Here is a 23,933-nt window from a genome sequence, read left to right as displayed (position 1 = left end):
GGGGCAATGATAAATTGCCCCTTTCATTTTTTATTAGTTTATGTCTTATAATTCCCTGATCCAGATATTCCTGAAGGAAACTAAATCACCATGATCTTGTAATGCAATCGGACCGGCACCATGAGCTTGCATTTTAGGTAATCCGATGTATTCGGTGGTTCCTTGGATTTCCGTGTTATTCTGAACTACAACGCCGTTGTGCAAAACCGTAACCATTCCACGTTTGATCAAATGGCCATCTTTGTTGAATTTAGGAGCTGAATAGATGACATCATAAGTATGCCAGCCACTTTCAGGTTTTCTAACTTCAGCAAGCGGCGGACTTTGTTTGTAGATACTTCCAGCTTGCCCATTGGTGTAGGTTTTGTTATTGTCATTATCCAATACCTGCAATTCATATTTTCCTTGCAAGAATATACCTGAGTTTCCACGTCCTTGGCCTTCACCTTTAATGGTTTCAGGGCTTTTCCACTCAATGTGCAATTGAAAATCCTCAAAATTCTTTTTGGTATGGATGCCACCTGTGCCTGGTTTTACCGTTAGCACGCCATCTTTTATCGTCCATTGCGGCGCACTCTCATCCTTGTCACTAACCCATTCTGAAAGGTTTTTGCCATCAAACAGAACGATCGCATCGGAAGGAGCGGCATTAGCTTTTGTATTCACTACTCGAGGAACAGGTTCATAAAATTCGGTGTCTTCGGGTTTAAATTTTGTTTGTGCGCTTGCGTAGGATACTCCGGCAAGCAATGCTATTAATAAAGAATGTTTTAACATCGGTTTAAGTATTTTGTTATGGTTAATATAAGAAAAAACATTATTTTTAATATGCAAAATCAAAAACTTTATTCATAATGGCCCAGATTACTCAAAAAATTGCTCTAGAAGATGTTCGTTTTTATTCGCCGATTGGTTTCTATGAAGAAGAGCAGGTTTTAGGGAATGAGTTCATGGTAAGTGTTTCTGTAAGTTTTCCCTTCAAAAACCCAGACTCTGAAGAAATCGGAAACACGGTGAACTATGAGGAGCTATATGCTATCTTGGTTGAGGTTATGAGTCCTCGAAGGAAATTACTTGAATCCGCTGCGGAAGATATTTTGAATAGGATTGTTGAAGAATATGCCCATATTCAACAAATCGAAGTATCCATTCGTAAGATTAATCCACCCTTCGGAGGGGATGTAGCTAATTCCGTTGTATCGCTTTATTATACAAAGGATTAACTGTATAAAAATCACGTTTCATTTTTCTTAATCAGTCATTTTGACTGTTGTTTTTGCTTGATGCAAGACAAATTGTCTTGTAAATAAGTTTACATGCCCTTGGTACGTTAGTTGATTATAGGATGTTATAAAACAGAAAATAAAAAACTAAAAAATAAGGAGGAATTAAACATGGCATTAATAAAATTACCAGGAAAATCTTACAATACAGATGCAGTGAATCCATTTGTAAACAATGTATTTGACAATTTATTCAATGATTCATTTTTAACGGACCGTTTAGTAACACGTGTACCTGCAGTAAATATCACTGAATCAGCAGAAGCTTTTACTATTGAAGTGGCTGCTCCTGGTTTACAGAAATCAGATTTCAAGATCAATGTTGATAAAAACGTTATCAATATTTCGGTTGAGAAACAAGAAGAAAAAGTTGAAGAGGGTAAAGTTTATAGCAAAAAAGAATTTAGCTACACTTCGTTCTCCAGATCTTTCACACTTCCTGAAGTAGTGGATTATTCCAATATCGATGCTGCCTATGAAAATGGCGTGTTGAATATTAAGATCGGTAAAAAAGAAGAAGCAATTGTAGCAAAGAGACTAATTGAAGTGAAGTAAGTTTAATTGTGGTTAGTTGAATGAGGAGCTGTCAGTTGGGCAGCTCCTTTTTTGTTGTATTGTCATTTAATTGTCTTTTTAGAAAAATAAATAACAACTACTTAACACTGTTAAGTAGTTTTGTTTTTGTAAAGAATACAAAGTGGAAAAGAAAATCAAGCAAAAGGAAGACCTACGGACAGTGATTTTAGAAGCAGCTAAAAAGCTGTTTGTGCAGGAAGGGTATGAGGCAACCTCCATTAGAAAGATTGCAAAGGAAATAGGCTTTAGCCCTACTACAATCTATCTATACTATAAGGATAAAAGCGATATCGTTTATGCTTTACATCAGGTAGGCTTTGGGATGTTGAAAGATCAATTTCTCCCATTGATGGCTGTGGAAGATCCTTTTGAAAGATTGAAAGCTGTAGGTAGGAACTATATTCAATTTGCCTTTATGCATCCTGAATATTATCAAGTTATGTTTATGATGAAGGAGCCTTTGTCCTTCCTGAATTCACAGATAGAAGATAGTTCTTGGGTAGAGGGTGAATTGGTTATCGAGTTGTTAAAGAAAACCATAATCGATTGCCAAGAGGTCGGTTACTTCAAAGGAATGGATCCTGTATTTGTGACCATTCAAGCCTGGAGTTCTGTGCATGGTTTGGTTTCCTTGCATATTACGCAGCATTTAGATTGTTTACATGAGTTGTTTGGTAAAACTGGAAATTTGGAAGAACATGTTTTTTCTTCATTCCAAATCCTTGTTGGATTGATCCAGGCAACCAAATAGTTTTTTTTGAATATATAGTTAACACTGTTAATAATGAGCTTATACAAATCACTAACTAGACTGGTTGCCATTTTCGCTGGAATATGTGGAATCAGTTACGCGCAAGACCATCAATTAGAACAGTATGTACAACAGGGCTTGGATAGCAATCTGGTATTGATCCAAAAAGATCTATCCATGAAAAAGGCGATGAATGGACTGGAGGTAGCTCGAAGCATGTTCCTTCCAAATATCACCTTCGACTTGACCTATTCCCATGCAGAAGGAGGCCGTTCAATCGACCTACCCATTGGAGATATGTTGAACCCGGTCTATACCACCCTGAATCAATTGACCCAAAGCAACAACTTTCCACAGATTGATAACGAACAGATCACCTTCCTTCCAAAGAACTACTACGATGCCAAGGTCCGGACTTCGGTGCCAATCGTCAATACCGATATCAAGCACAATAAGGTTGTTCGTGAAAAAATGGTTGAGCTGAGCAAAACCGAAACAGAAACCTACAAAAGAGAATTAGTAAAGGATATCAAGATTGCCTATTTCAATTATTTGAGTGCGGTACAGGCGAAAGAAATTTATCTCAATGCCTTGAACTTAGCTAAGGAAGGTAGACGTGTAAATCAGAAGCTATTGGAGGCTGGAAAAGGTTTACCGGCTTATGTGATCAGATCAGATGCTGAAATTGCTCAACAGGAATCTAAAATTGCAGAAGCTGAACAACAAATCAAGAATGCTAAATATTACTTCAATTCTCTACTGAATAGAAGTGCAGATGCTGAAATCCATTATGCTCAAGCTATCAATAATGGCAAAGAACTCAAGACTCCTGAACTATCCGTAAACATTGATGGTCGGGAAGAATTAAGGTCTTTAGAAGGGAATATAGCCATTCAGGAATCCTTGGTAGAGATGAGTAAGCAGGCCTTTGTGCCAAAGGTCAGTGCTTTCTTGGATTTAGGTTCCCAAGCAGAAGGTTTGCGGGTCAGCCGTCAATCCCAATATTTCATGGTGGGTGCACAATTGAGCTTCCCTATTTTCCAAGGGAATAGAAACCGTTTAAAGATTCAGGAAAACCAGATAGCTGTGGCTGAGGCGCAGAACAAATTAGATCAAGCCAAACAACAATTGGAACTTTCTGCTGAGGTAGCTAAGAATGAATTGATTGCTATGCAAAAGAACTATGAATCTTCGAAAATCCAAATGGAAGCAGCCTCAACCTACCAACGCCTGATATTACGTGGATTCAATGAAGGTGTAAATACCTATATCGAAACTATTGACGCAAGGTCCCAATACACCAATTCGCAGATGGCCAATAATATTGCAGCCTTCAAATTATTGTCTGCAATCGCAAAATTAGAACGAGAAAACGCATCATACCAACTAAAATAAGAACCATGAAACTAGCATATATAACCATTTTGTTCGCCGGAATAGCAATCTCTATTTCAAGCTGTAAACAAGCAGAGCGTAAAACCGAAATATCGGTTCAAGATACCATTCCTGTTAAATTGATGCCGATCAATGTAGGTTCAGGGGATTCTGGGATCGAAGCAACAGGTGTATTTACAACGGATGATGAAACAGTTTTAAGCTTTAAAAACGGCGGAGTCATTTCTAAGATTACAGTCAAAGAGGGCGATGCGGTTCGCAAAGGGCAACTTTTGGCTTCCGTTCTGAGCTCTGAAGTGGATGCGAAAGCAGGCCAAGCAAAACTTGCCGTAGAAAAGGCAAGACGCGATTTCGAACGGGCCAGTAAACTGTACCGAGATAGCGTAGCGACTCTAGAGCAAATGCAGAATGCAAAAACAGCACTTGATGTTGCTCAGCAAGACCTGAAGTCCGTTAGTTTCAACCAACAATATTCCAATATCTATTCTCCCGTTTCGGGTTATGTGCTTGCAAAAATGGCCAATGAAGGCCAAGTTGTAGGCCCTGGAACCCCCATCCTGCAAGTCAATGGCGCCAGCAATGCCAATTGGAAACTTAAAGTCGGTGTAGGGGATCAGCAATGGACCCAAATCAAGGTCGGTGATCCAGCGAAGATCAGCACCGATGCCATGCCTTCCGACACCTTAGATGCTGTGGTTTCCAAGAAATCAGAAGGCTTAGACCCGCAGACCGGTACCTTCACCATCTTTTTGGAATTAAAGGAAAAACCAAGCTATAAACTGGCTTCAGGGATTTTTGGTAAATCCATCATCATGAGCGCAGGAACGAAAGTAGGGAACCAATGGCGAATCCCATTCTCAGCCCTGTTGGACGGCAATGGGCGTGAAGGCTATGTTTTCATTACGCAAGATGGTAAAACGGCCAAGAAACAAAAGATCAAGGTTGCCAAAATAGAAAATGATGATGTGCTGGTAGAAGCTGGTCTCGAACAAGCGCAATCCATCATTATTTCCGGAAGCCCTTATTTGCTGGATGGATCAGCAATCGTCGTTAAAAAATAACATCAAACACCTGAAATCATGAGCTTAATTAAATATCCAATTAAGAACTACCAATTTACCATGATCATGGTATTGATGATTTTGGTGGTTGCTATTACATCCATGCTGACCATGCCTAGGGCAGAAGACCCTGATATGAAAGGGGTTTCTTTCCCGGTATTGGTTGTACATCCCGGAACCAGTCCCAAGGATATGGAACAATTGGTCGTGAAACCCTTGGAAGCAAGATTTTATGCCCTGGACCATATCAAGACCATCAAAACGACCATCAATAACAGCGTTGCTTTCTTCTTCGTTGAATTTGAATATGGCCAAGATTACGATGATAAATATCAGGAGCTGGTCCGCGAACTGAATGCTGCGAGATCCGAACTTCCCGATAATATTTATAGCATGGAGGTCCTGAAAATCGATCCTACCAACGTAAGTGTTATCCAAGCTGCTTTGATTTCCGAGAATGCCTCAGAGAGCAGCATGAAGAAATATAGCGATAAACTGAAGCAAGAGCTTGAAAAGGTAAAAGCCTTAAAGGCTGTAGAGATCTCTGGCCTTCCTGACCAGCAGGTGCGCATTGACCTGAACCAGGCCAAGCTTGCTGAGTTGAATATCCCAATGAACCGAATCATACAAGCGGTTCAAAGTGAAAATCAAAACATCCCTGCTGGAAGTATCAATGCCGGCAGCCAATCTTTCAGTGTCAAGAGTTCTGGAAATTACCAGAGCATTGCCGATATCCAAAATACCATTATTTCAAGTGCCCAGGGACGCAATATACTATTGAAGGATGTAGCTGATGTCTATCCTGCCTTTGGCGTAAGCAGTCACATGACCCGTCTGAATGGTTATAAATGTATCCTTATCAATGCTGCGCAGAAAGAGGGGATGAATATTTCAGATACCCAAAAGGAATACAAGAAGGTCCTCGAAGAATTTAAAGCGGGACTACCAGACAATATTGACCTTGTGCTCAATTTCGACCAGGCTAATAATGTTAACAAACGTTTAGGTGGTCTGGCGGTTGATTTCGGGATAGCCATATTCTTGGTTCTTTTCACTTTATTGCCATTAGGCACACGAGCATCTCTGGTTGTGATGATTGCAATTCCATTATCCTTAGGGATTGGCCTTATCGCGATGAATTCCTTTGGCTATTCCTTGAACCAATTGAGTATTGTCGGTTTCGTGGTCGCCTTAGGATTGGTGGTGGATGATAGTATAGTTGTCGTGGAGAATATCGAGCGTTGGATGCGTGAGGGATATAGCAAAATTGAAGCTGCGATCAAAGGAACAGAACAGATAGCCTTGGCGGTTTTGGGCTGTACGGTCACTTTGGTGATCGCCTTTATGCCATTGGTGTTTATGCCGGAGATGGCAGGAGAGTTTATCCGGAGTATGCCTATTGCGGTTATTTCTTCGGTGATTGGCTCTATGTTTATTGCCTTATTGGTGGTGCCGTTCCTTTCCAGTAAAATTCTGAAACCTCATGAGGAAGAAGGTGGGAATGCCATCCTTAGAGGCATGCAAAAGGTTATTCATAAATCATATGGTGTGTTCTTGGACAAAGCCTTGAAACATCCCGGACGTACCGCAATCATTGCCTTGGCTATTTTCTTAGGTTCACTGGCTTTGATCCCGATCGTCGGATTCAGTTTATTCCCGGCATCAGAGAAACCGCAATTTATGATCCATGTCAAATCGGCCTTGCAATCCAATATTCAACATACGGATAGCATAACCAGAGCCATAGAAAATGAATTGAAGCAGATCCCGGATGTCAAATACTTTACCTCCAATGTTGGGAAAGGAAACCCAAGGGTTTACTACAATATGCAACAGGCTAGGGAAGACGTCTCTTATGCAGATATCTTCGTGCAATTGCACGATGATGTCAAGTCCAAGGACAAGGTGGCCCTGATCGAAAAACTCAGAGCCAAATGGACCCCATATCTTGGCGCAAAAGTGGAAGTTCGTGATTTTGAACAAGGGGTACCCATCATCTCTCCGGTTGAAGTCCGTGTCTTTGGCGAAAACCTCGATACCCTTCAAGCCCTGTCGTATCAAGTAGAGGAGCTGTTGAAAAAAACAGAAGGCTCTGAATACGTCAATAACCCGATAAAAAACAATAAAACGGATATCAAGGTCAATATCAATAGGGAGAAAGCCATGGCGCTGGGCGTACCGACTTCGTCTATCGATCAGACTATCCGGATTGCCTTATCTGGATATAGCGTAGGTACCTATTCCGATCCCAATTCCGATGATAACGACTATGATATCTTGGTGAGTGTCCCACGAGACGGAGAAGCAACCATAGAGACCCTAGAAGGGATCTTTATTGATAATATGGCCGGTACATCCATTCCATTGACACAATTAGCAACACTGGAATTTGAGGAGTCTCCATCCAATATCTATCACCAGAATAAAATAAGGACCGTTGCAGTCAATTCATTTGTTAAAAAAGGATATGGAAATGATGAAGTTATCAACTCCGTTATCGAGCAGATGGATAAGTTCCCTTTCCCTGCTGGTTACTTCTATGAGATGGGAGGCGAGGTCGAAAGCCGTGAGATGGCCTTCGGCGGTTTCGGAACCATTATCTTGATTACCATTTTTATGTTTATCGCGGTATTGATCTTGGAATTCAAAACCTTCAAGAGCACCTTGATCGTCCTTTCTGTAATTCCATTGGGTGTAGTAGGTGCTGTTTTAGCTTTATTGGCCACGGGAAATACACTGTCCTTTGTGGCAACCATTGGGATTGTTGCCCTTGCAGGAATTGAGGTCAAGAATACCATCCTGTTAGTAGACTTTACCAATCAATTGAGAAGGGAAGGCATGGAGCTCAACGAAGCAATTGAAAAAGCAGGAGAGATCAGATTTTTGCCTATTATCCTGACTACATTGACAGCAATTGGTGGCTTATTGCCTATCGCTTGGTCATCCAATCCTTTGATTTCTCCTTTAGCAACCGTAATGATCGGAGGCTTGATCAGTTCGACCCTGCTTTCAAGAATCGTAACGCCGGTGATCTACAAATTGATTCCACCGAAGATTGAAATAGAAGAAGCAAAAGAACAACATTCATAAAAAACCGAAAGGCTGGCCAATATCTAATACCGACCAGCCTTTACTTTTGCTAATTGTAATTTAGTTATTCGATTTATATCGATGGTATTCTTCTCTCAATTCTTCATATCTTCTTTTCCAATCCTCTGGAGTGCGTTCAGATATATTCTTCAGTTTCTTCAATTGGAAAGCTAGGATACAGGAAGCAAATCCCGCGGAAATAATGGCCATCCCTGTCCAAATCACGATGGTCAAGCCCGCAAATACAGGATTCCATAATAGGATAAAGCTAAATATCATCCCCAATATGGAGAATAATAAGATCCAGCCCCAATTCTTGACTCCATATTGTTTCAGGTCCAGAGCAACCGAAAGGTACTGCACTGATTTAAACATCACGAAGAACCCGATCACAAAGGGTAGGGTGGCTAATGATATGGCAGGATTGCTCAATAATAGCAGACCAAACAAAGTGTTCAAAATTCCACCCGCCAAATACCATCCCCATCCTTCAATTTCATTCTTGTTGTTTAGGGAGAATATAATCTCCATTACACCAGAAAATAAAAAAGAAATGCTGAACACGAATGATAAAGCTAAATAAGAAGTAACAGGGGTAGCAAGCACATAAAAACCTAAAATAACAAGTAAGATCCCTACGATCAATGGGAGATACCATTGTTTTACGGCAGTTCTAATGGTTTTAAAAAAGTTTTCCATGATTTATAAGTTACGTAGCATGATAATCCGGATTTATTAATATATCCTAATACAACTCAAATTTCATTAAGTTTTCTCTATTTATAAACATTTATGACGAGTGTCATTTATTAGCTATCCGCAATCTAAAAAGAGGTTAACGAATTTTCTTTTCAAACAAATAATGGTTGTGGCTGTTTATGTTTAAAAGGAGTAAACATGAAAAAACTATTGATATTAGGTTCGGCCCTGTTAATGTTGGCCTGCAATAATCAGAACAAACAAAATGCAAACAGTGGGGACAGTGCTGTGGCAGATGGTTCCACCCAAGGTCCAATTCCAGCAAATAACCCTGCAGATGTTTTACCTCATGCTGCCAAGCAGTTTATCGAGGATCATTTCCCTAATGCCAGCATTCAGCATGTTGAAAATAAACAAAGTCCAGTAACTGATGGGACCGTTTTTGATGTGGATCTTTCAGATAACACAGAAATTGATTTTGATAAAGACGGGGAATGGAGAGAAATCAGTACTAAAGGGGATGTAGTGGTACCTATGGCGGTATTACCTTCATCTGTACAGGAATATATCAATGCCAATTATGCTGGGCAGACCATTAAATCAATCGATAAGGAAATCGATGTAATGGCAGTAGAGTTGAAAAATGATACCGATTTAGTATTTGATCTCGATGGAAAATTCTTGAGAGTCGATAAATAGAAGTTTTAGTCTAATAATAAAGCCCCCGTACAAATTGTGCGAGGGCTTCTTTATTTTAATATCTGAGGCTCTTAGCCTAAGCTTTTCAAGCTTTCTTCCAATATCTGGATTTTAGCTTCTGCATCTGCCTTTTTGTTTTTCTCGTTCTCCACGATTTCAGGCTTTGCATTCTGCACAAATCGCTCATTCGATAATTTCTTGTCAACGGAAATCAAGAATCCTTTCAAGTATTCGATCTCTTTACTGATCCTTTCTTTTTCTGCATCAACATCGATGTTGTTTTCCAAGGCAACATAACACTCGTCTTTTCCTGCAAGGAAGCTCACCGCTCCACTTACTTTTTCTTTCACAAAACTCAACTCTTCAATGTTCGCTAGTTTCATGATGCTGTCTTGGTATTGACTGTAATCAATATTTGTCGCATTGATCGCTAATGGAAGAGCAATCTTAGGCGATAAACCTTTAGAATTCCTGATATTACGTACCTCAGAGATGATCTGCTGAACGATTGCAAATTCTTTGATGATGTTCTCATCGAATGCCTGAACCTTAGGGAAATCAGCTACGATGATGCAGTCCATATCCGTACGGCTTCCAAAGATCTCGTCATGCCATAACTCTTCTGTGATGAAAGGCATAAATGGATGAGCTAATTTCAGGACCTTTTGGAATAGACCTTTAACAGTTTCGTAAGTTTCTTTTTCAATTGGAGCCTGATAAGCTGGTTTTACCAGTTCAAGGTACCATGAACAGAAATCATCCCAGATCAATTTATAAGTTGCCATCAAGGCATCTGAAAGTCTGTAATTCGCAAAATGTTCCTCTATTTCTACCAATGCTTGGTTAAAGCGAGATTCAAACCATTTCGCAGACATCTTTTGCGATGCTGTTGCTTCCTGATCTACCACTTCCCAACCTTTTACCAATCGGAAGGCATTCCAGATCTTATTAGCAAAATTTCTTCCCTGTTCACAATATGAAACATCAAACATTAGGTCATTTCCAGCAGGAGAGGATAGGAGCATACCTACACGAACCCCATCGGTACCATATTGTTCCATCAATTCTATTGGATCAGGAGAGTTTCCTAATGATTTCGACATCTTGCGCCCCAATTTATCCCTCACGATACCTGTAAGATATACATTACGGAATGGAGGTTTCTGCGTATAATCATGACCCATAATGATCATGCGGGCAACCCAGAAAAACAAGATTTCCGGAGCTGTCACTAGATCATTCGTTGGGTAATAATATTTAAAGTCAGGGTTTTCTGGGTTTCTCACACCATCAAAAACCGACATCGGCCATAGACCGGATGAAAACCAAGTGTCCAATACGTCATCTTCCTGACGGATACCTGCAGTAGATTTACCTGTATTTTCAAATTCAGCGATGGCTTCTGCCTCCGTTTTTGCAATTACCCATTCATTCTTCTCATTGAACCATGCTGGAATGCGCTGCCCCCACCATAATTGACGGGAGATACACCAATCTTTCACATTTTCCATCCAATGCTTGTATGAAGCAAAGAATTTCTCAGGAATTAATTTAATGGTGCCATCCTCAACATATTCCAAGGCTGGTTTAGCAAGTTTGTCCATCTTCAAGAACCATTGCATCGATAGCTTTGGTTCAATGGCTGCATTTGTACGTTCCGAGAAACCTACTTGCGATTTATAATCCTCGATCTTTTCGATCTGGCCTGCTTCTTCTAATAAGGTTGCTACCTTTTTACGGGCGATAAAACGATCCTCACCAACCAAGATTTGAGCTTTCTCATTTAATGTACCGTTATCATTCAAGATATCGATCACCTCCAGATTATGTTTCTGGCCCAATTCATAGTCATTCAAATCATGGGCAGGAGTAACCTTCAAACATCCTGTACCAAATTCCATCTCCACATATTCATCTTGGATGATCGGAATTTCACGGTTGATCAATGGAACCAATACCGTTTTTCCTTGAAGATGTTTATAGCGCTCGTCCAATGGATTGATACAGATTGCTGTATCCGCCATAATGGTCTCCGGACGCGTTGTGGCAATAATCACAGACTCCTCGGAATCCTTGATTTTATAACGAACGTAATACAACTTTTGGTTGACCTCTTTACGGATTACTTCTTCATCAGAAAGGGCTGTTTTTCCTTCTGGATCCCAGTTTACCATACGGATTCCACGGTAGATATAGCCTTCTTTGTAAAATTTGATGAAGGTATCGATCACCGCTTCAGAAAGATCAGGGTCCATTGTGAATTTGGTCCTTTCCCAATCACATGAAGCTCCCAGTTTTTCCAATTGCTTCAAGATGATACCACCGTATTTTTCTTTCCATTCCCAAGCATATTTCAAGAATTCATCACGGCTGATGGATGTTTTCTCAATGCCTTTTTCTTTCAACATAGCAACGACTTTCGCCTCAGTAGCAATGGATGCATGGTCCGTTCCCGGAACCCAACATGCATTTTTGCCTTGCATACGTGCACGACGGATCAACACATCCTGAATGGTGTTGTTCAACATATGGCCCATGTGAAGGACCCCAGTGACGTTTGGAGGGGGCATGACAATGGTGTATGGCTCACGCTCATCTGGTACCGAACGGAAAAATCCATTTGACATCCAGTAGGAATACCACTTCTCTTCAGCTTCTTTTGGATTGTACGTTTTTGCTATGCTCATTATATTCTTAATGTTCTAAAAGGTTACAAAAATACGCATTTAATGCCTTATTTCCCACTTGCTAACCGTAAATAAATACGCTGTGTTTACTAATTGAAAAATTAATGTTAATTAACTGTTACTATCTCTAATTAAATGTAAATTTGGCGATTGAATTTTTTTTATGACATGAAGAATGTTATTAAAGATTTAAGGGGTTTCTTCTTCTATTTTGGCTATTGGCTGTTGATGAGCTTCTTGGATCGCCTTATTTTCCTAGTTTCGTTCAACGATAAAGTCAATTTTTCCAATTTTAAGGATGTATTGAGAATTTTCTACCATGGATTGCCACTTGATTTTTCCGTGGTCTCTTATATCTGTGTCCTTCCTTTTTTAGGGTATCTCGTTTTAAACCACTATTCCAATGAAATCTTAAAGAGAAAACTGCTCAATGCCTATACCTTTGTCGTTTTGATCTTTTATCAGATCATCACCTTTGCCAATGTCAATATCTATAGGGAATGGGGGGATAAGATTTCAAAAAGGGCTATTGATGCCATTGCCGAAGATGCTGCAGGAGCAGCGGCCTCCGCGGAATCAACACCCATCTTAATCCCTGTTTTGGGTATCGTCCTATTGACTGCCGGAGGGTATTGGCTTTACCTCAGGCTATTCAAGTCCGTACATTTTCCCAAGAAATTAGTGTGGTGGAAATTGGGAATCCAGTTTTTCATCGGAGGCCTGTTCCTATTCGGATTTATCCGTGGTGGATTTGGAAGAGCTCCATTGAACCCTAGTAAAGCTTATTTTTCTTCAAACACTTTCTATAACCATGCTGCGGTCAATACACATTACGCCTTATTGCGTGAGTATTTTACGAGGAACCAACGTATGCGTTCGCCTTATAAATATTTCCCAAGCGATGCGGAAGCCAAAGCTCTGATAGCTCCAGCTTTTACTGAAGTGGCAGATTCTAGTTTCAATATCCTGAAAACTAAAAAGCCTAATGTGGTCGTCCTTGTTTTGGAAAGTTTTGTCGCTGATCTGATCCATTCTATGGGTGGTGAAAAAGGTATTACACCCCATTTTGAAGAATTGATTTCCCAAGGTCTATTTTTTGATCAGATCTATTCGGCATCTGATCGATCTGATAAGGGCATCGTGGGTATTTTCAGTGGGTTTCCAGCCCAAGGCCCTGAAAGCATTATTAAATACATCGATAAGCATGAAAATATGCCCGCCATTGGCCAAGAGTTTCATAATGCAGGTTATAAGACGTCTTTTTACCATGGTGGACAGAGTGAGTTCTACAATTTTAAGTCCTATATGTTAGCCCATGGTATTGATAAGGTAGTTGATATCATGAACTTCAACCCTTTATTGCCTAGAACTTCTTGGGGAGTTTATGACCATGTTGTATTTGAAAGAATGATAGAAGATCTGGATGATGTAGATCAGCCTTTCTTTTCCAGTATTTTTACTTTGGTCAATCATGAACCTTTTGAATTATATGATGAATACAAATTCGGGAAGGACAATAATGTAAACAAATTCAAGAGTACCGCATATTATACCGATCAGGCCATCCATGAATTTTTGGAAACGGCCAAAACCAAAGATTGGTACAATAACACCTTGTTTGTCCTGGTTGCCGACCATGGCCACCGATTGCCAACTGAAAAATGGGACATCAATAGGCCCCAACGTTTTCATATCCCGCTCTTGTTTTTCGGTGAACCTATTAAAGCGGAATACCGAGGAAAAAAAATAAACAAGATTGGAAATCAAACCGATCTTGCCAAATCCCTGTTAAATCAATTAAATCTGCCTACTGATCGTTATCGTTGGAGCCGCGATCTATTCAACAGTAGTTTTCCGGAGATTGCATTTTATAATTCAAAAGATGCTTTTGGCGTGATCAACAAAGATGAGGTTATCTCCTACGACCGTGTAGGAAATAGAATAAACTTTAATTCCAACGAACAATATCCGAAGGGAAAAGCTGATAGCCTATTGAATATGGCAAAGGCATACTACCAAGAGGTATATGAAGACTTTATGAAATACTAATATGATCAAGTTAAAAGGATGGTTTGGACCTTATTTGGCATTGGCAATACGGCTTGCTTTGATGCTCTTGCTCTATGGAATCCTTAGGCTCGGGTTCTATGGGTTCAATATGGCCCAATTTCCTCAAGTATCATTTTCTGAATTGATGTATATGATGGCTGGAGGGGTGAAATTTGATATTGTCGCCCTGCTATACATCAATATCCTTTATATACTGTTAGTTTCTTTTCCGGTTCCTTTTAAATACAATCCTCTATTTTCTAAAATTAGCAAATGGGTCTTTGTCGTTTCAAATAGCATTGGAATTGCTCTTAATTTGGTGGATTTCGCCTATTATCCCTTTACCTTAAAACGGACTACAGGTACTGTTTTCGGTCAATTCGCCAATGAGGAAAATCTTGGAAAGTTGTTCTTGGACTTTGGTCTGGAATACTGGTACCTGGTGTTTTTCTTTGTTCTGATTGTTTGGGGACTGATCAAACTTTATGACCTAGTCCAAGTTGAAAAACCCACGGTCTTCAATTGGAAGTTCTATTCGGTACAGCTGCTGCTGCTATTGACGGTAGCCTTCCTGTTTGTAGGTGGTGTCCGTGGTGGCTGGGCACATAGCACTCGACCGATCACTTTGAGCAATGCTGGAGATTATGTGAAGTCTCCTGAGGAAATGAATATTGTGCTCAATACTCCTTTTTCGATTCTTAAGACCTTAAAGGCTGTAAGTCTCAAGGAAGAACATTTCTTTTCTGACCAAGAGCTTAATGCCATGTATCCGGTGGTCCATCAACCAAAGGATTCAGCGCAGTTTAAAAAACTGAACGTAGTGTTGCTGATATTGGAGAGCTTTGGAAAAGAACATATAGGCTTCTTCAATAAAGACCTGGAAAATGGAACTTACAAAGGCTATACGCCTTTCTTAGACTCTTTGATTGAACAATCCTATACTTTTACCAGGTCTTATGCCAACGGTCGTAAATCCATCGATGCGCTGCCTTCTGTGATCACAGGAATTCCTTCTATTGGTGAGCCTTTTGTCCTTTCGATATATTCTGGGAACAAGACTACCAGTTTGGCCAAGCTGCTTTCGGATGAAGGTTATGAAACTTCCTTTTTCCATGGTGCACCGAATGGAAGTATGGGCTTTTCCGCTTATATGCAATTAGCCGGAATCAAGCATTATTATGGTAAAAATGAATACAATAATGATGCAGATTTTGATGGTATTTGGGGTATCTGGGATGAACCCTTTATGCAATATATGGCCAAACAGATGGACCAGATGAAAGAGCCTTTTTTCAGTAGCTTTTTTTCCTTGTCCTCCCACCATCCATTTAAGGTCCCTGAGAAATACGCTGGTAAATTCCCGAAAGGAACCCTGCCATTGCATGAGCCATTGGGCTATGCCGACCATGCCTTAAAGAAATTTTTCCAGACCGCTTCTAAGAGCCCTTGGTACAATAATACGCTGTTCGTGATCTGTGCTGATCATGCCAGTATGAGCCATTTTAAGGAATACAATACCATGCCTAATTCATTTGCCATCCCGATTGTATTCTACTATCCAGGAGGGGAATTAAAAGGGGTTTCTGATAAACTTGTACAACAGATTGATATTATGCCCACCGTGCTAAACTATCTGCAATATGATAAGCCCTATTTCTCTTTTGGATTTGATGCTTTTGCTCCAGATCGGAATAATTTCGTGGTCAGCAATATTGGCAATATCTATAACTTTTTTATGGGTGATTATTTTATGACCTATGGAGATAAGGAAGTGAAATCGGTCTATAATCTTAAAGCCGATAAGTTTTTAGAACATGATCTTAAGGGAAAGGACCTCCAAGTTCAGGACTCCCTGATGAAACATCTCGAATCCTTTATGCAGCAGTATAACAATCGAATGATCCACAATAAATTGGTAGCAGAGAATTAATCCACGATTGTTTTTCCAAACTTATAACGTAGGGTAAAGACTTGCTGATTATCCACTTTTCCGGGGGAAAAATGGAAAGAAGCTGTAAATTTCCCTTCTATTTTGTCTGATTTAAATGGCATCCAGCCTAAATCTAATCGATCATAAGTTTTACGATGGTAAAAGGAATCGCCATTCGGTAAGTTCATGGGTTCCCCAAGATATAAAGTGTTGGCAAGAAAGAATCGCTTATAGCCTACATGGATATTGGAGATAAAGCCATTGGCTTTTTGCATGTCATAGACCGATCTGACACGGTCAAAACCCATTGCTGCGCCAGCATCAATGGTCAAGGAGTCAAAAACGGTCTTGTGGCTCAGGTCTACACCTAACCTAAGCATGATCACCGCATTGTCCTGTATATGTTCCTCAATGCTATCATTGCTCGTGAGGGCATTATGGTACATCATCCCATCATTGCGGATATAGAAGCTTCCGATAGCATATTTACCTGAGATCCCAGCTACAAATTGTTCCCTATTCTGATAACCTTGTTTGCTCATCCAATCAATGAAGACTGATTGCTGGAAATTGCGGTTCTTATAGTTGAAATACATCCCTTCGATATTGGGGCGGTCATACATCAAGGTATCCGCTAAAACCATTCGGGGGATATCTTTCAATCGTTCATGCCTAGGCATAAATCCCAAAGCAAAATCAAATTTTTCCGTCTTATAGTTATAATATGCGATAGGGTTCCATCGACTTTTATTTTCCGAATTGATGCCAAACTCCTGGTTAAAATGGGCACCTCCGTATAACCTATGGTTTTTCTCAATCTCAAAAAAAAGGTTAGGGGAGATAGTCGCCCCAAAAAAGGTTTTTGGGATCGTGTATTGTGCTCCATATTCCCGATTGTCTGCATATCCGAAGAAATCAATACCTAGGCCAATCTTTTGAGCAAATGTGGAGAAGCTAATGAGGAAAAGCAAAGCTGTAAGGAGTAATCTTGACATGGATACGCGGAAATGGTGCATAGAATAATTTGGAGGTCAACTTATAAAGAATCTGTCAAAAATACAAAAGGTCGCTTAATTATTTTAAGCGACCTTTTGAGAATTATCTGTTTTTGGAATTATACTTCCAATAATAATCTAGCTGGATCTTCTAGCAATTGCTTAACGCGTACCAAGAAGCTTACAGATTCACGACCATCAATAATACGGTGGTCATAAGAAAGAGCGATATACATCATCGGACGGATAACCACTTGACCGTTTTCAGCGATTGGTCTTTGGATAATGTTGTGCATGCCTAAGATTGCCGATTGAGGCGCATTGATAATAGGAGTAGACATCATTGAACCAAATACACCACCATTTGTAATGGTAAATGTACCACCAGTCATTTCATCGATTGTCAATTTGTTGTCGCGAGCTTTAGTAGCTAACTCAGCAATTGCTTTCTCGATTTGGTATAGTGCCATAGATTCTGCATTTCTGATCACAGGAACCACTAATCCTTTTGGAGCAGAAACTGCGATTGAAATATCAGCAAAGTCAGAATATACTAATTCGTTTTCTTCGATACGAGCATTTACCGCAGGCCATTCTTTCAATGCAGTGGTCACTGCTTTAGTGAAGAATGACATAAAGCCTAGGCCGATACCATGTTTCTCTTTGAAGGTATCTTTGTATTTAGCACGTAGGTCCATGATAGGTTGCATGTTAACTTCATTGAAAGTAGTTAACATAGCGGTATCATTTTTAACGGCTACCAAACGCTTAGCGATTGTTTTACGCAATGAGCTCATTTTCTCACGACGTTCCACACGGTCGCCAGCACTTACTGGAGCAGTAGCTGTTACTGCAGCAGCAGCTGGTTTAGATTCCGCTTTCGCTGGAGTTGCTTGAGCTTTTTCAGCGTCCTCTTTGGTGATTCTTCCGTCTTTACCTGTTCCTTTGATCGTAGATGGGTCAATTCCTTTTTCTCTTAAGATTTTAGCAGCAGCAGGTGATGCCGTGCCAGCAGCATAAGTTTCAGGACTTTCATCCGCTTCAGCTTGAGCAGGTTTTGATTCCGCTTGTGCAGCTGGAGCTTCCTCTTTTTTCGCTGGAGCATCGCCAGATCCTGCAGGAGCGTCTCCGTCTTCAATAGTACATACTACTGCGCCGATTTCCAGGGTATCACCCTCTTGCGCAATAATACGTAGGATACCCGCTTTTTCTGCCGGTAATTCAAACGTTGCTTTATCAGATTCTAATTCGGCAATGTTCTCGTCCATTTCGACGTAATCACCATCTTGTTTTAGCCATTGGGCCAAGGTTACTTCGGTAATTGATTCACCAACCGAAGGGACTTTGATTTCTAAGCTCATATTTACTTCTTTTAAACCTCCATTAAATATACTATAATATTACAACGGACGGTTAAACATTTTGTTTATTCGAATGATTTATTAATTATTGCTTCTTGTTGTGCCACATGTTTTTTCATGTAACCCGTTGCAGGACTTCCGCTCTCGGTACGTGCAATATAATCCGTGAAATCAAGATCTGTCTTGCGGAAAATACGGCAGTAATAAGGCCATGCACCCATGTTCTCATTTTCTTCCTGAACCCAGATGAATTCCGTCGCTTTTTTGTATTTCGCACGGATCGCCTTGAATTGCTCAGCAGGAGCAGGGTACAATTGCTCAACCCTTACGATTGCTACATCGGTACGTTTGTCTGCTTGTTGTTTCTCCAATAAATCGTAGTAGATCTTTCCTGAACAGAATAATACACGTTTTACTGTTGTTGCTTTTGCGTAGTTGTCATCGATTACCTCTTGGAAGTTCTCTTTGGTAAAGTTATCCAGTTTAGAAACCACTTTTGGATGGCGTAATAAACTTTTTGGAGTAAAGACAACCAATGGTTTACGGAAGTCTCTTACCAATTGACGACGCAATAAGTGGAAATAGTTCGCTGGAGTAGTACAGTTTGCAATGATCAGGTTATCGTTAGCACATAATTCCAAGAAACGCTCGATACGTCCTGAAGAGTGCTCTGGTCCTTGACCTTCCATACCATGAGGTAACATCATGACCAATCCGTTCGATCTTTTCCATTTAGTTTCTGCACTTGACAAATATTGGTCAACGATGATCTGTGCACCATTGTAGAAGTCACCAAACTGTGCTTCCCACACGGTCAGTGCTTGTGGGTTTGCCAACGCATAGCCATATTCAAAACCTAAAACTGCATACTCAGAAAGTAAAGAGTTGTAGATGTTGAAACGCTCGCCACCATTTACATTTGCCAATGGAATGTATTTCTCTTCAGAATCTTCCAAAGTTAGGACCGCATGTCTATGGGAGAATGTACCACGTTGAACATCCTGTCCTGAGATACGAACGCGATTGCCTTCATCCAATAAGGTCGCATAAGCCATCAACTCACCCATTGCCCAATCGTAGTTGTCATTTTTAACCATGGCAGCACGGTCTTCGAACAATTTAGAAATCTTACGGAAGAATTTCTTGTCTTTCGGCAAAGTAGTGATCTCATTGGCTAATTTCAAGAATTCCTTAGCTGGAACTTTGGTGTCAACCTCTTCATAGTTATCTGCTTTTTTAGCAGCATGTAATCCTTTCCACGCTCCACCGAACATTGGAACTTCTTCGTCCAGTTTGTCCGTTTTCTTAGCGATGTCCAATTGCTCTTGAAGGTAATCCTTAAACTCCTTCTCGGTGCTTTTCACATAGCTCTGGTCAATTGATTTCTCATCCACTAATTTATTAGCATATACATCTTTTGGATTAGGGTGTTTTTCAATTGCCTTGTACAGCAATGGTTGGGTAAACTTAGGCTCATCAGCCTCGTTATGTCCGTAACGACGGTAACATAATAGGTCGATGTAAACGTCAGTTTTATATTTTTGACGGTATTCTACCGCTAAATTAATCGCGTATACTACTGCTTCTGCATCATCACCGTTTACATGGAATACAGGTGAAGAAGAGATTTTTGCGACGTCAGTACAGTAAGTTCCTGAACGTGCATCTTTGTAGTTAGTTGTAAAACCAACTTGGTTGTTGATCACGATATGAATGGTACCACCAGTGCGGTATCCTTCAAGTTTTGACATCTGAGTTACCTCGTATACCACACCTTGACCAGCAATAGCAGCATCCCCATGAATCAAGATCGGCGCAATTTTCGAAGAATCGCCATTGTATTTCATGTCGATTTTCGAACGCGTGATACCTTCAACGATTGGGTCAACGGTTTCTAAGTGCGAAGGGTTAGGTGCTAGGGAAAGGTGGATGGATTTGCCATCTTCTGTAGTCACATCGGATGAATAACCCAAGTGATATTTTACGTCACCACCAAATTGCAATTCTGGATCTTCTTCCGCATACATTTTGCCTTCGAATTCCGAGAAAATGGTTTTGTAAGGTTTTCCCATGATGTTTGCCAATACGTTCAAACGACCACGGTGTGCCATACCAATCATAAATTCTTGGATACCTAAACTTGCACCTTTTTCAATGATGGAATCCAATGCAGGGATTAAGCTTTCTGCACCTTCAAGGGAGAAACGTTTTTGTCCCAAGAATTTTGTTCCCAAGAAACTTTCGAAAATAACCGCACGGTTCAATTTTCTGAAAATGCGTTTCTTTTGGTCAACATCGTAATGAGGTTGGTTTCTATCCGCTTCCATATGGTCTTGCAACCATTTGATTTTTTCAGGGTTACGGATATATTTGAATTCAGCACCAATCGAACGACAGTAAGTGTCCTCGATAAGCTGGCGGATATCTCTTAATTTGGCAGGGCCTAAACCAACTTCCACACCAGCATTGAAAACCGTGTCCATATCAGATTCTGATAGGCCAAAGGTCTCTAATTCTTTGCCAGGGTAGTATTTGCGGCGCTCGCGAACAGGGTTGGTTTGGGTAAATAGGTGACCACGGTCTCTATAACCATGGATCATGTTTAATACGTTGATTTCTTTTAATGCGTGATCAGAAACACCTTCAACTGATTCAACCGAACCACCTTCTGATGTTTGACCAAAGTCAAATCCTTCAAAAAACTTTTGCCAACCAAAATCTACTGAATTTGGGTCAGCTTTGTATGCTTGATATAAACCGTCGATGTAACTCGAATCAGCATTACTCAAAAATGTCAATTTGTCCATGTGGATTGGGGTGATAAAATTTTGCCAAATTTATAAATAATAAACATACTTTTCCGCATTTAATCGATATAAAATACAATGTTTTAGCATGTTTTTTCGTGTATTCTGTTTAAGAAATAAATAATAGTCGATTTTTGATAAACTTTGAGTTTATTATTGTTTTTTCCATAATAATTTAACGTTGAGAAAATGATTTTGTTTATTTCGAAACATACAATCTCTTGGCAAGATCTTGCCAGTCAGCACAAGTATTTTCCTTAGGACTGGTCCCTACAGAAGCCATGTGCGACCAGAAACCATAGGTGGTAGCAGGCGCAAAATCTAAAAGGTGTTCTTCAAAGAAGCTAGCACCTGCAAGCCAGTTGGAGTCTAGCTCTTGCGTAAAATATTTTGAAATCAATCTTCGCTCCGCATAAGTGATATTTCCTGTGCTCAATAATGTTTGGATGGTTTCATCGACTGCTTCTTGGCCAGTACTGGCCGTTTTCCAGTTTAATACCAATTCCTCATTGATCTGTTCCGTATTTTTTTCCTCAGCTTCGATGCCGTTGAGCTTAAAAAATACATTGGGATACTTTTTGAGCATAAAGCGAAAATAGTCTCTCCATAAAAGCATGGTCATCAAGCGCTCATATCTTTTTTTATTTTGGCTTAAAGATGAATTTTGCATCTGATGATACACGTAAATAGGGGACAGGGCACCAATAGCAATATAAGGAGAGACCAATGAAAAATTGTTCAGTCCTTCATAATTGGGATCCAATAAATTTTTTAGTTTTTCTATACCTATATCTTCACCTCCTTCAAAGCCTTGATCACCTAGAGATGCTATTTCCTCATCCGAATAGCCCAACTCTTTCAAGCTTGGGATAGCGGTGTTTTCCAAGTGTTGCGGACTTAGGATGTTGCTTGGGGCATCAAGGGGGTTGCGGACTGTACTTTCCCGTTCAATCTTCTTTCTGAAAATATTGAATTTATCAGGGATGTCCTTGATGGGAAAGGGAAGGTCTTCTTTGTGAAAAAGGGTATGGCCGATAAAATGCCGCAGGTTAATTTTGTTTTCCCATAATTCCGCTTCCACGGCCTCCGAGATCTGGGTCTCCCGAGATGCAACTTCCCGATGGTGGAACACTTCTCCAACCTCATATTTTGCACATAGTACAGGAAGAATATCCTCGGGCTTGCCGACAAAAGTCATCAGATCGCTGTCCATTCCTTGAAGTTTCGACTTTAATTGCGCCACAGACTCCAATAGGAATTGTGCCCTTTTGATGCCGGTATTGTTCTGTTGGAATTTGTTTTTGTGGAAATAACGAGGGTCGAAACAGTAAACTGGGATGATTAAGTCTGATTTGTTTATAGCTTCAATTAAAACCTCATTGTCATGCAGTCTTAAATCATTCCTAAACCAAACAAGAACTACTCTTTTACTCATATTATACCCCGAAATGCGTTACTTAACAAATATAGTCTATTATAAGTGACTGGGGGCATCCCTGACCCGAATTTTTACATGTCAAAGACAATGTGATTTATTGTTAAAATTTATTTGATTTGTAAAATTTTTAGAAACTTTAAACTTTCACAGTTCAATTCTGTTAGCATTAAATAAATCTTATACAAATAAGTGGAGGGAAAATGGAAGTGTTATTATCAGGTTTGAATTCTTATTTGGGAAAACGAGCCATGAGTAACCTGAGTAGGGAAGATTATAATGTACATGGGATCGTCAGAGACTTGGATTTGTTCAAATCCAAGGTTTTTGAGACGGTGACGGCAACTCTTGATAAGGTCGATTTACTGCGGAGAGGCAAAGAATTTGAAGCCTACAAAATCGAATCAGGAGTCGGCCTTGCCATATATATTACGCATGTTCCTACCTTGGGTGAACTTGTTAACCTTAATTTAGAACTTATTACATTGAAAAACTTCATTGAACTGACCAAGTTAAATGGAGGGAAACGAATCGTCTATATAGCCAGGCTAATGGACAAACCCTTTATTAGGGATATTGAAGCCCTCTTGAAGGCATCCAATATCGCCTATACCATCGTGCTCAAGAACCTGGCGATAGGAAAGGGCAGTGTTCTGGACAAATACATGCATATCTTGATCAACGGGAAGTATCTTCCTTATGACAATACCTTTGCGCACGTTAAATTCAACCCTATTTCATCTTTGGACCTCTTGCGTTGGGTCTATAATGTGGATTGGGACAAATGTTTCATCAATGAAACCATCGAGATAGGTGGGCCAAGTACCATTACGGTCCAGGAAATCTATCGCTTGTATAAAAAAACCTTGTATCCAAATGCAGAGGTTAAGAGTATTTTAGTGCCTCATTTCATTATGAGTTTGGTCTTTAAAAAAGCCTACCATATCCATAAGGAAGACCTTATCGAATTCAAGCGTTTAATGGAGCGCGAATATCCGATTGACAATACTTCCTGGAAAAACGAAATGCTATTCTCCTTTACCCCCATCGATCAAGTAATTAAGCTCGACCAATAAATTCTTAAACCTTCTTATATTGCCGCTATTAGCTTACAT

Annotated in this window: 17 protein-coding genes; 10 read left to right on the top strand and 7 right to left on the bottom strand. The window is 40.1% G+C overall.

The window, feature by feature from the left end; translation table 11 throughout:
• Positions 1–45: 45 nt before the first annotated feature.
• On the bottom strand, positions 46–777 hold the full coding sequence (locus CKW03_RS14505) for a 3-keto-disaccharide hydrolase (RefSeq protein ID WP_093098178.1): 732 nt from the start codon (positions 775–777) through the stop codon (positions 46–48).
• Between the two features lie 77 nt (positions 778–854).
• On the opposite strand from CKW03_RS14505, the gene folB reads away from it, so the two are divergent.
• The 6 genes from folB to CKW03_RS14475 all read left to right on the top strand — a co-directional run bounded on the left by folB (position 855) and on the right by CKW03_RS14475 (position 8,156).
• A complete protein-coding gene (gene folB, locus CKW03_RS14500) occupies positions 855–1,223 on the top strand; it encodes a dihydroneopterin aldolase (RefSeq protein ID WP_093098176.1) in 369 nt (122 codons plus the stop codon).
• 171 nt (positions 1,224–1,394) lie between these two features.
• Positions 1,395–1,838, top strand: a complete 444-nt coding sequence (locus tag CKW03_RS14495; RefSeq protein ID WP_093098174.1) for an Hsp20/alpha crystallin family protein — start codon at positions 1,395–1,397, stop codon at positions 1,836–1,838.
• Positions 1,839–1,980: 142 nt separating this feature from the next.
• Positions 1,981–2,610: a TetR/AcrR family transcriptional regulator gene (locus CKW03_RS14490; protein WP_093098172.1), complete on the top strand. Its 630-nt coding sequence runs from the start codon at positions 1,981–1,983 to the stop codon at positions 2,608–2,610.
• A 33-nt stretch (positions 2,611–2,643) separates the two neighbouring features.
• Positions 2,644–4,005, top strand: coding sequence for a TolC family protein (locus CKW03_RS14485; RefSeq protein ID WP_093098170.1), 1,362 nt, complete (start codon positions 2,644–2,646; stop codon positions 4,003–4,005).
• A 5-nt stretch (positions 4,006–4,010) separates the two neighbouring features.
• Positions 4,011–5,066 carry an efflux RND transporter periplasmic adaptor subunit gene (locus CKW03_RS14480; RefSeq protein ID WP_093098168.1) on the top strand — a complete coding sequence of 352 codons (1,056 nt, stop codon included), beginning with the start codon at positions 4,011–4,013 and terminating at the stop codon, positions 5,064–5,066.
• A gap of 18 nt (positions 5,067–5,084) precedes the next feature.
• Positions 5,085–8,156: an efflux RND transporter permease subunit gene (locus tag CKW03_RS14475; protein WP_093098166.1), complete on the top strand. Its 3,072-nt coding sequence runs from the start codon at positions 5,085–5,087 to the stop codon at positions 8,154–8,156.
• A 60-nt stretch (positions 8,157–8,216) separates the two neighbouring features.
• Here the strand turns inward: CKW03_RS14475 and CKW03_RS14470 are convergent, their stop codons facing one another.
• On the bottom strand, positions 8,217–8,855 hold the full coding sequence (locus tag CKW03_RS14470; protein ID WP_093098165.1) for an HdeD family acid-resistance protein: 639 nt from the start codon (positions 8,853–8,855) through the stop codon (positions 8,217–8,219).
• Between the two features lie 198 nt (positions 8,856–9,053).
• Here CKW03_RS14470 and CKW03_RS14465 point away from each other — a divergent pair, with 198 nt between their 5' ends.
• Entirely contained in the window at positions 9,054–9,554 is a 501-nt protein-coding gene (locus CKW03_RS14465; RefSeq protein ID WP_093098163.1) for a PepSY-like domain-containing protein, read from the top strand.
• Positions 9,555–9,625: 71 nt separating this feature from the next.
• On the opposite strand, the gene CKW03_RS14460 is transcribed toward CKW03_RS14465, so the two are convergent.
• A complete protein-coding gene (locus CKW03_RS14460) occupies positions 9,626–12,241 on the bottom strand; it encodes a valine--tRNA ligase (RefSeq protein ID WP_093098161.1) in 2,616 nt (871 codons plus the stop codon).
• A gap of 168 nt (positions 12,242–12,409) precedes the next feature.
• Here CKW03_RS14460 and CKW03_RS14455 point away from each other — a divergent pair, with 168 nt between their 5' ends.
• The gene (locus tag CKW03_RS14455) at positions 12,410–14,290 is read left to right on the top strand and encodes an LTA synthase family protein (RefSeq protein ID WP_093098159.1); all 1,881 of its coding nucleotides are present in this window, start codon (positions 12,410–12,412) and stop codon (positions 14,288–14,290) included.
• Between the two features lies 1 nt (position 14,291).
• Entirely contained in the window at positions 14,292–16,220 is a 1,929-nt protein-coding gene (locus CKW03_RS14450) for an LTA synthase family protein (RefSeq protein WP_093098157.1), read from the top strand.
• Here the strand turns inward: CKW03_RS14450 and CKW03_RS14445 are convergent.
• The 4 genes from CKW03_RS14445 to CKW03_RS14430 all read right to left on the bottom strand — a co-directional run bounded on the left by CKW03_RS14445 (position 16,217) and on the right by CKW03_RS14430 (position 22,818).
• Positions 16,217–17,215 carry a lipid A deacylase gene (locus CKW03_RS14445; RefSeq protein ID WP_093098156.1) on the bottom strand — a complete coding sequence of 333 codons (999 nt, stop codon included), beginning with the start codon at positions 17,213–17,215 and terminating at the stop codon, positions 16,217–16,219. The genes CKW03_RS14450 and CKW03_RS14445 overlap by 4 nt on opposite strands.
• A gap of 119 nt (positions 17,216–17,334) precedes the next feature.
• On the bottom strand, positions 17,335–18,576 hold the full coding sequence (gene odhB, locus CKW03_RS14440) for a 2-oxoglutarate dehydrogenase complex dihydrolipoyllysine-residue succinyltransferase (protein WP_093098154.1): 1,242 nt from the start codon (positions 18,574–18,576) through the stop codon (positions 17,335–17,337).
• A gap of 65 nt (positions 18,577–18,641) precedes the next feature.
• Positions 18,642–21,383, bottom strand: a complete 2,742-nt coding sequence (locus CKW03_RS14435) for a 2-oxoglutarate dehydrogenase E1 component (protein ID WP_093098153.1) — start codon at positions 21,381–21,383, stop codon at positions 18,642–18,644.
• Between the two features lie 199 nt (positions 21,384–21,582).
• A complete protein-coding gene (locus CKW03_RS14430) occupies positions 21,583–22,818 on the bottom strand; it encodes a deoxyribodipyrimidine photo-lyase (RefSeq protein WP_093098151.1) in 1,236 nt (411 codons plus the stop codon).
• Positions 22,819–23,021: 203 nt separating this feature from the next.
• Here CKW03_RS14430 and CKW03_RS14425 point away from each other — a divergent pair, with 203 nt between their 5' ends.
• Positions 23,022–23,894, top strand: a complete 873-nt coding sequence (locus CKW03_RS14425) for an SDR family oxidoreductase (protein ID WP_093098150.1) — start codon at positions 23,022–23,024, stop codon at positions 23,892–23,894.
• Positions 23,895–23,933: the final 39 nt, after the last annotated feature.

This window comes from Sphingobacterium mizutaii (assembly GCF_900187125.1).
Taxonomy (GTDB): domain Bacteria; phylum Bacteroidota; class Bacteroidia; order Sphingobacteriales; family Sphingobacteriaceae; genus Sphingobacterium; species Sphingobacterium mizutaii.
Note: the sequence above shows the minus strand (reverse complement) of the source record. Positions and strands in the feature narration are given on the sequence as shown.

What these genes read in the sequence shown, in the direction of transcription:
- CKW03_RS14505 (WP_093098178.1), bottom strand. Translation starts at nt 777, where the DNA reads ATGTTAAAACATTCTTTATTAATAGCATTGCTTGCCGGAGTATCCTAC.
- folB (WP_093098176.1), top strand. Translation starts at nt 855, where the DNA reads ATGGCCCAGATTACTCAAAAAATTGCTCTAGAAGATGTTCGTTTTTAT.
- CKW03_RS14495 (WP_093098174.1), top strand. Translation starts at nt 1,395, where the DNA reads ATGGCATTAATAAAATTACCAGGAAAATCTTACAATACAGATGCAGTG.
- CKW03_RS14485 (WP_093098170.1), top strand. Translation starts at nt 2,644, where the DNA reads ATGAGCTTATACAAATCACTAACTAGACTGGTTGCCATTTTCGCTGGA.
- CKW03_RS14480 (WP_093098168.1), top strand. Translation starts at nt 4,011, where the DNA reads ATGAAACTAGCATATATAACCATTTTGTTCGCCGGAATAGCAATCTCT.
- CKW03_RS14475 (WP_093098166.1), top strand. Translation starts at nt 5,085, where the DNA reads ATGAGCTTAATTAAATATCCAATTAAGAACTACCAATTTACCATGATC.
- CKW03_RS14470 (WP_093098165.1), bottom strand. Translation starts at nt 8,855, where the DNA reads ATGGAAAACTTTTTTAAAACCATTAGAACTGCCGTAAAACAATGGTAT.
- CKW03_RS14465 (WP_093098163.1), top strand. Translation starts at nt 9,054, where the DNA reads ATGAAAAAACTATTGATATTAGGTTCGGCCCTGTTAATGTTGGCCTGC.
- CKW03_RS14460 (WP_093098161.1), bottom strand. Translation starts at nt 12,241, where the DNA reads ATGAGCATAGCAAAAACGTACAATCCAAAAGAAGCTGAAGAGAAGTGG.
- CKW03_RS14455 (WP_093098159.1), top strand. Translation starts at nt 12,410, where the DNA reads ATGAAGAATGTTATTAAAGATTTAAGGGGTTTCTTCTTCTATTTTGGC.
- CKW03_RS14450 (WP_093098157.1), top strand. Translation starts at nt 14,292, where the DNA reads ATGATCAAGTTAAAAGGATGGTTTGGACCTTATTTGGCATTGGCAATA.
- CKW03_RS14445 (WP_093098156.1), bottom strand. Translation starts at nt 17,215, where the DNA reads ATGTCAAGATTACTCCTTACAGCTTTGCTTTTCCTCATTAGCTTCTCC.
- odhB (WP_093098154.1), bottom strand. Translation starts at nt 18,576, where the DNA reads ATGAGCTTAGAAATCAAAGTCCCTTCGGTTGGTGAATCAATTACCGAA.
- CKW03_RS14435 (WP_093098153.1), bottom strand. Translation starts at nt 21,383, where the DNA reads ATGGACAAATTGACATTTTTGAGTAATGCTGATTCGAGTTACATCGAC.
- CKW03_RS14430 (WP_093098151.1), bottom strand. Translation starts at nt 22,818, where the DNA reads ATGAGTAAAAGAGTAGTTCTTGTTTGGTTTAGGAATGATTTAAGACTG.
- CKW03_RS14425 (WP_093098150.1), top strand. Translation starts at nt 23,022, where the DNA reads ATGGAAGTGTTATTATCAGGTTTGAATTCTTATTTGGGAAAACGAGCC.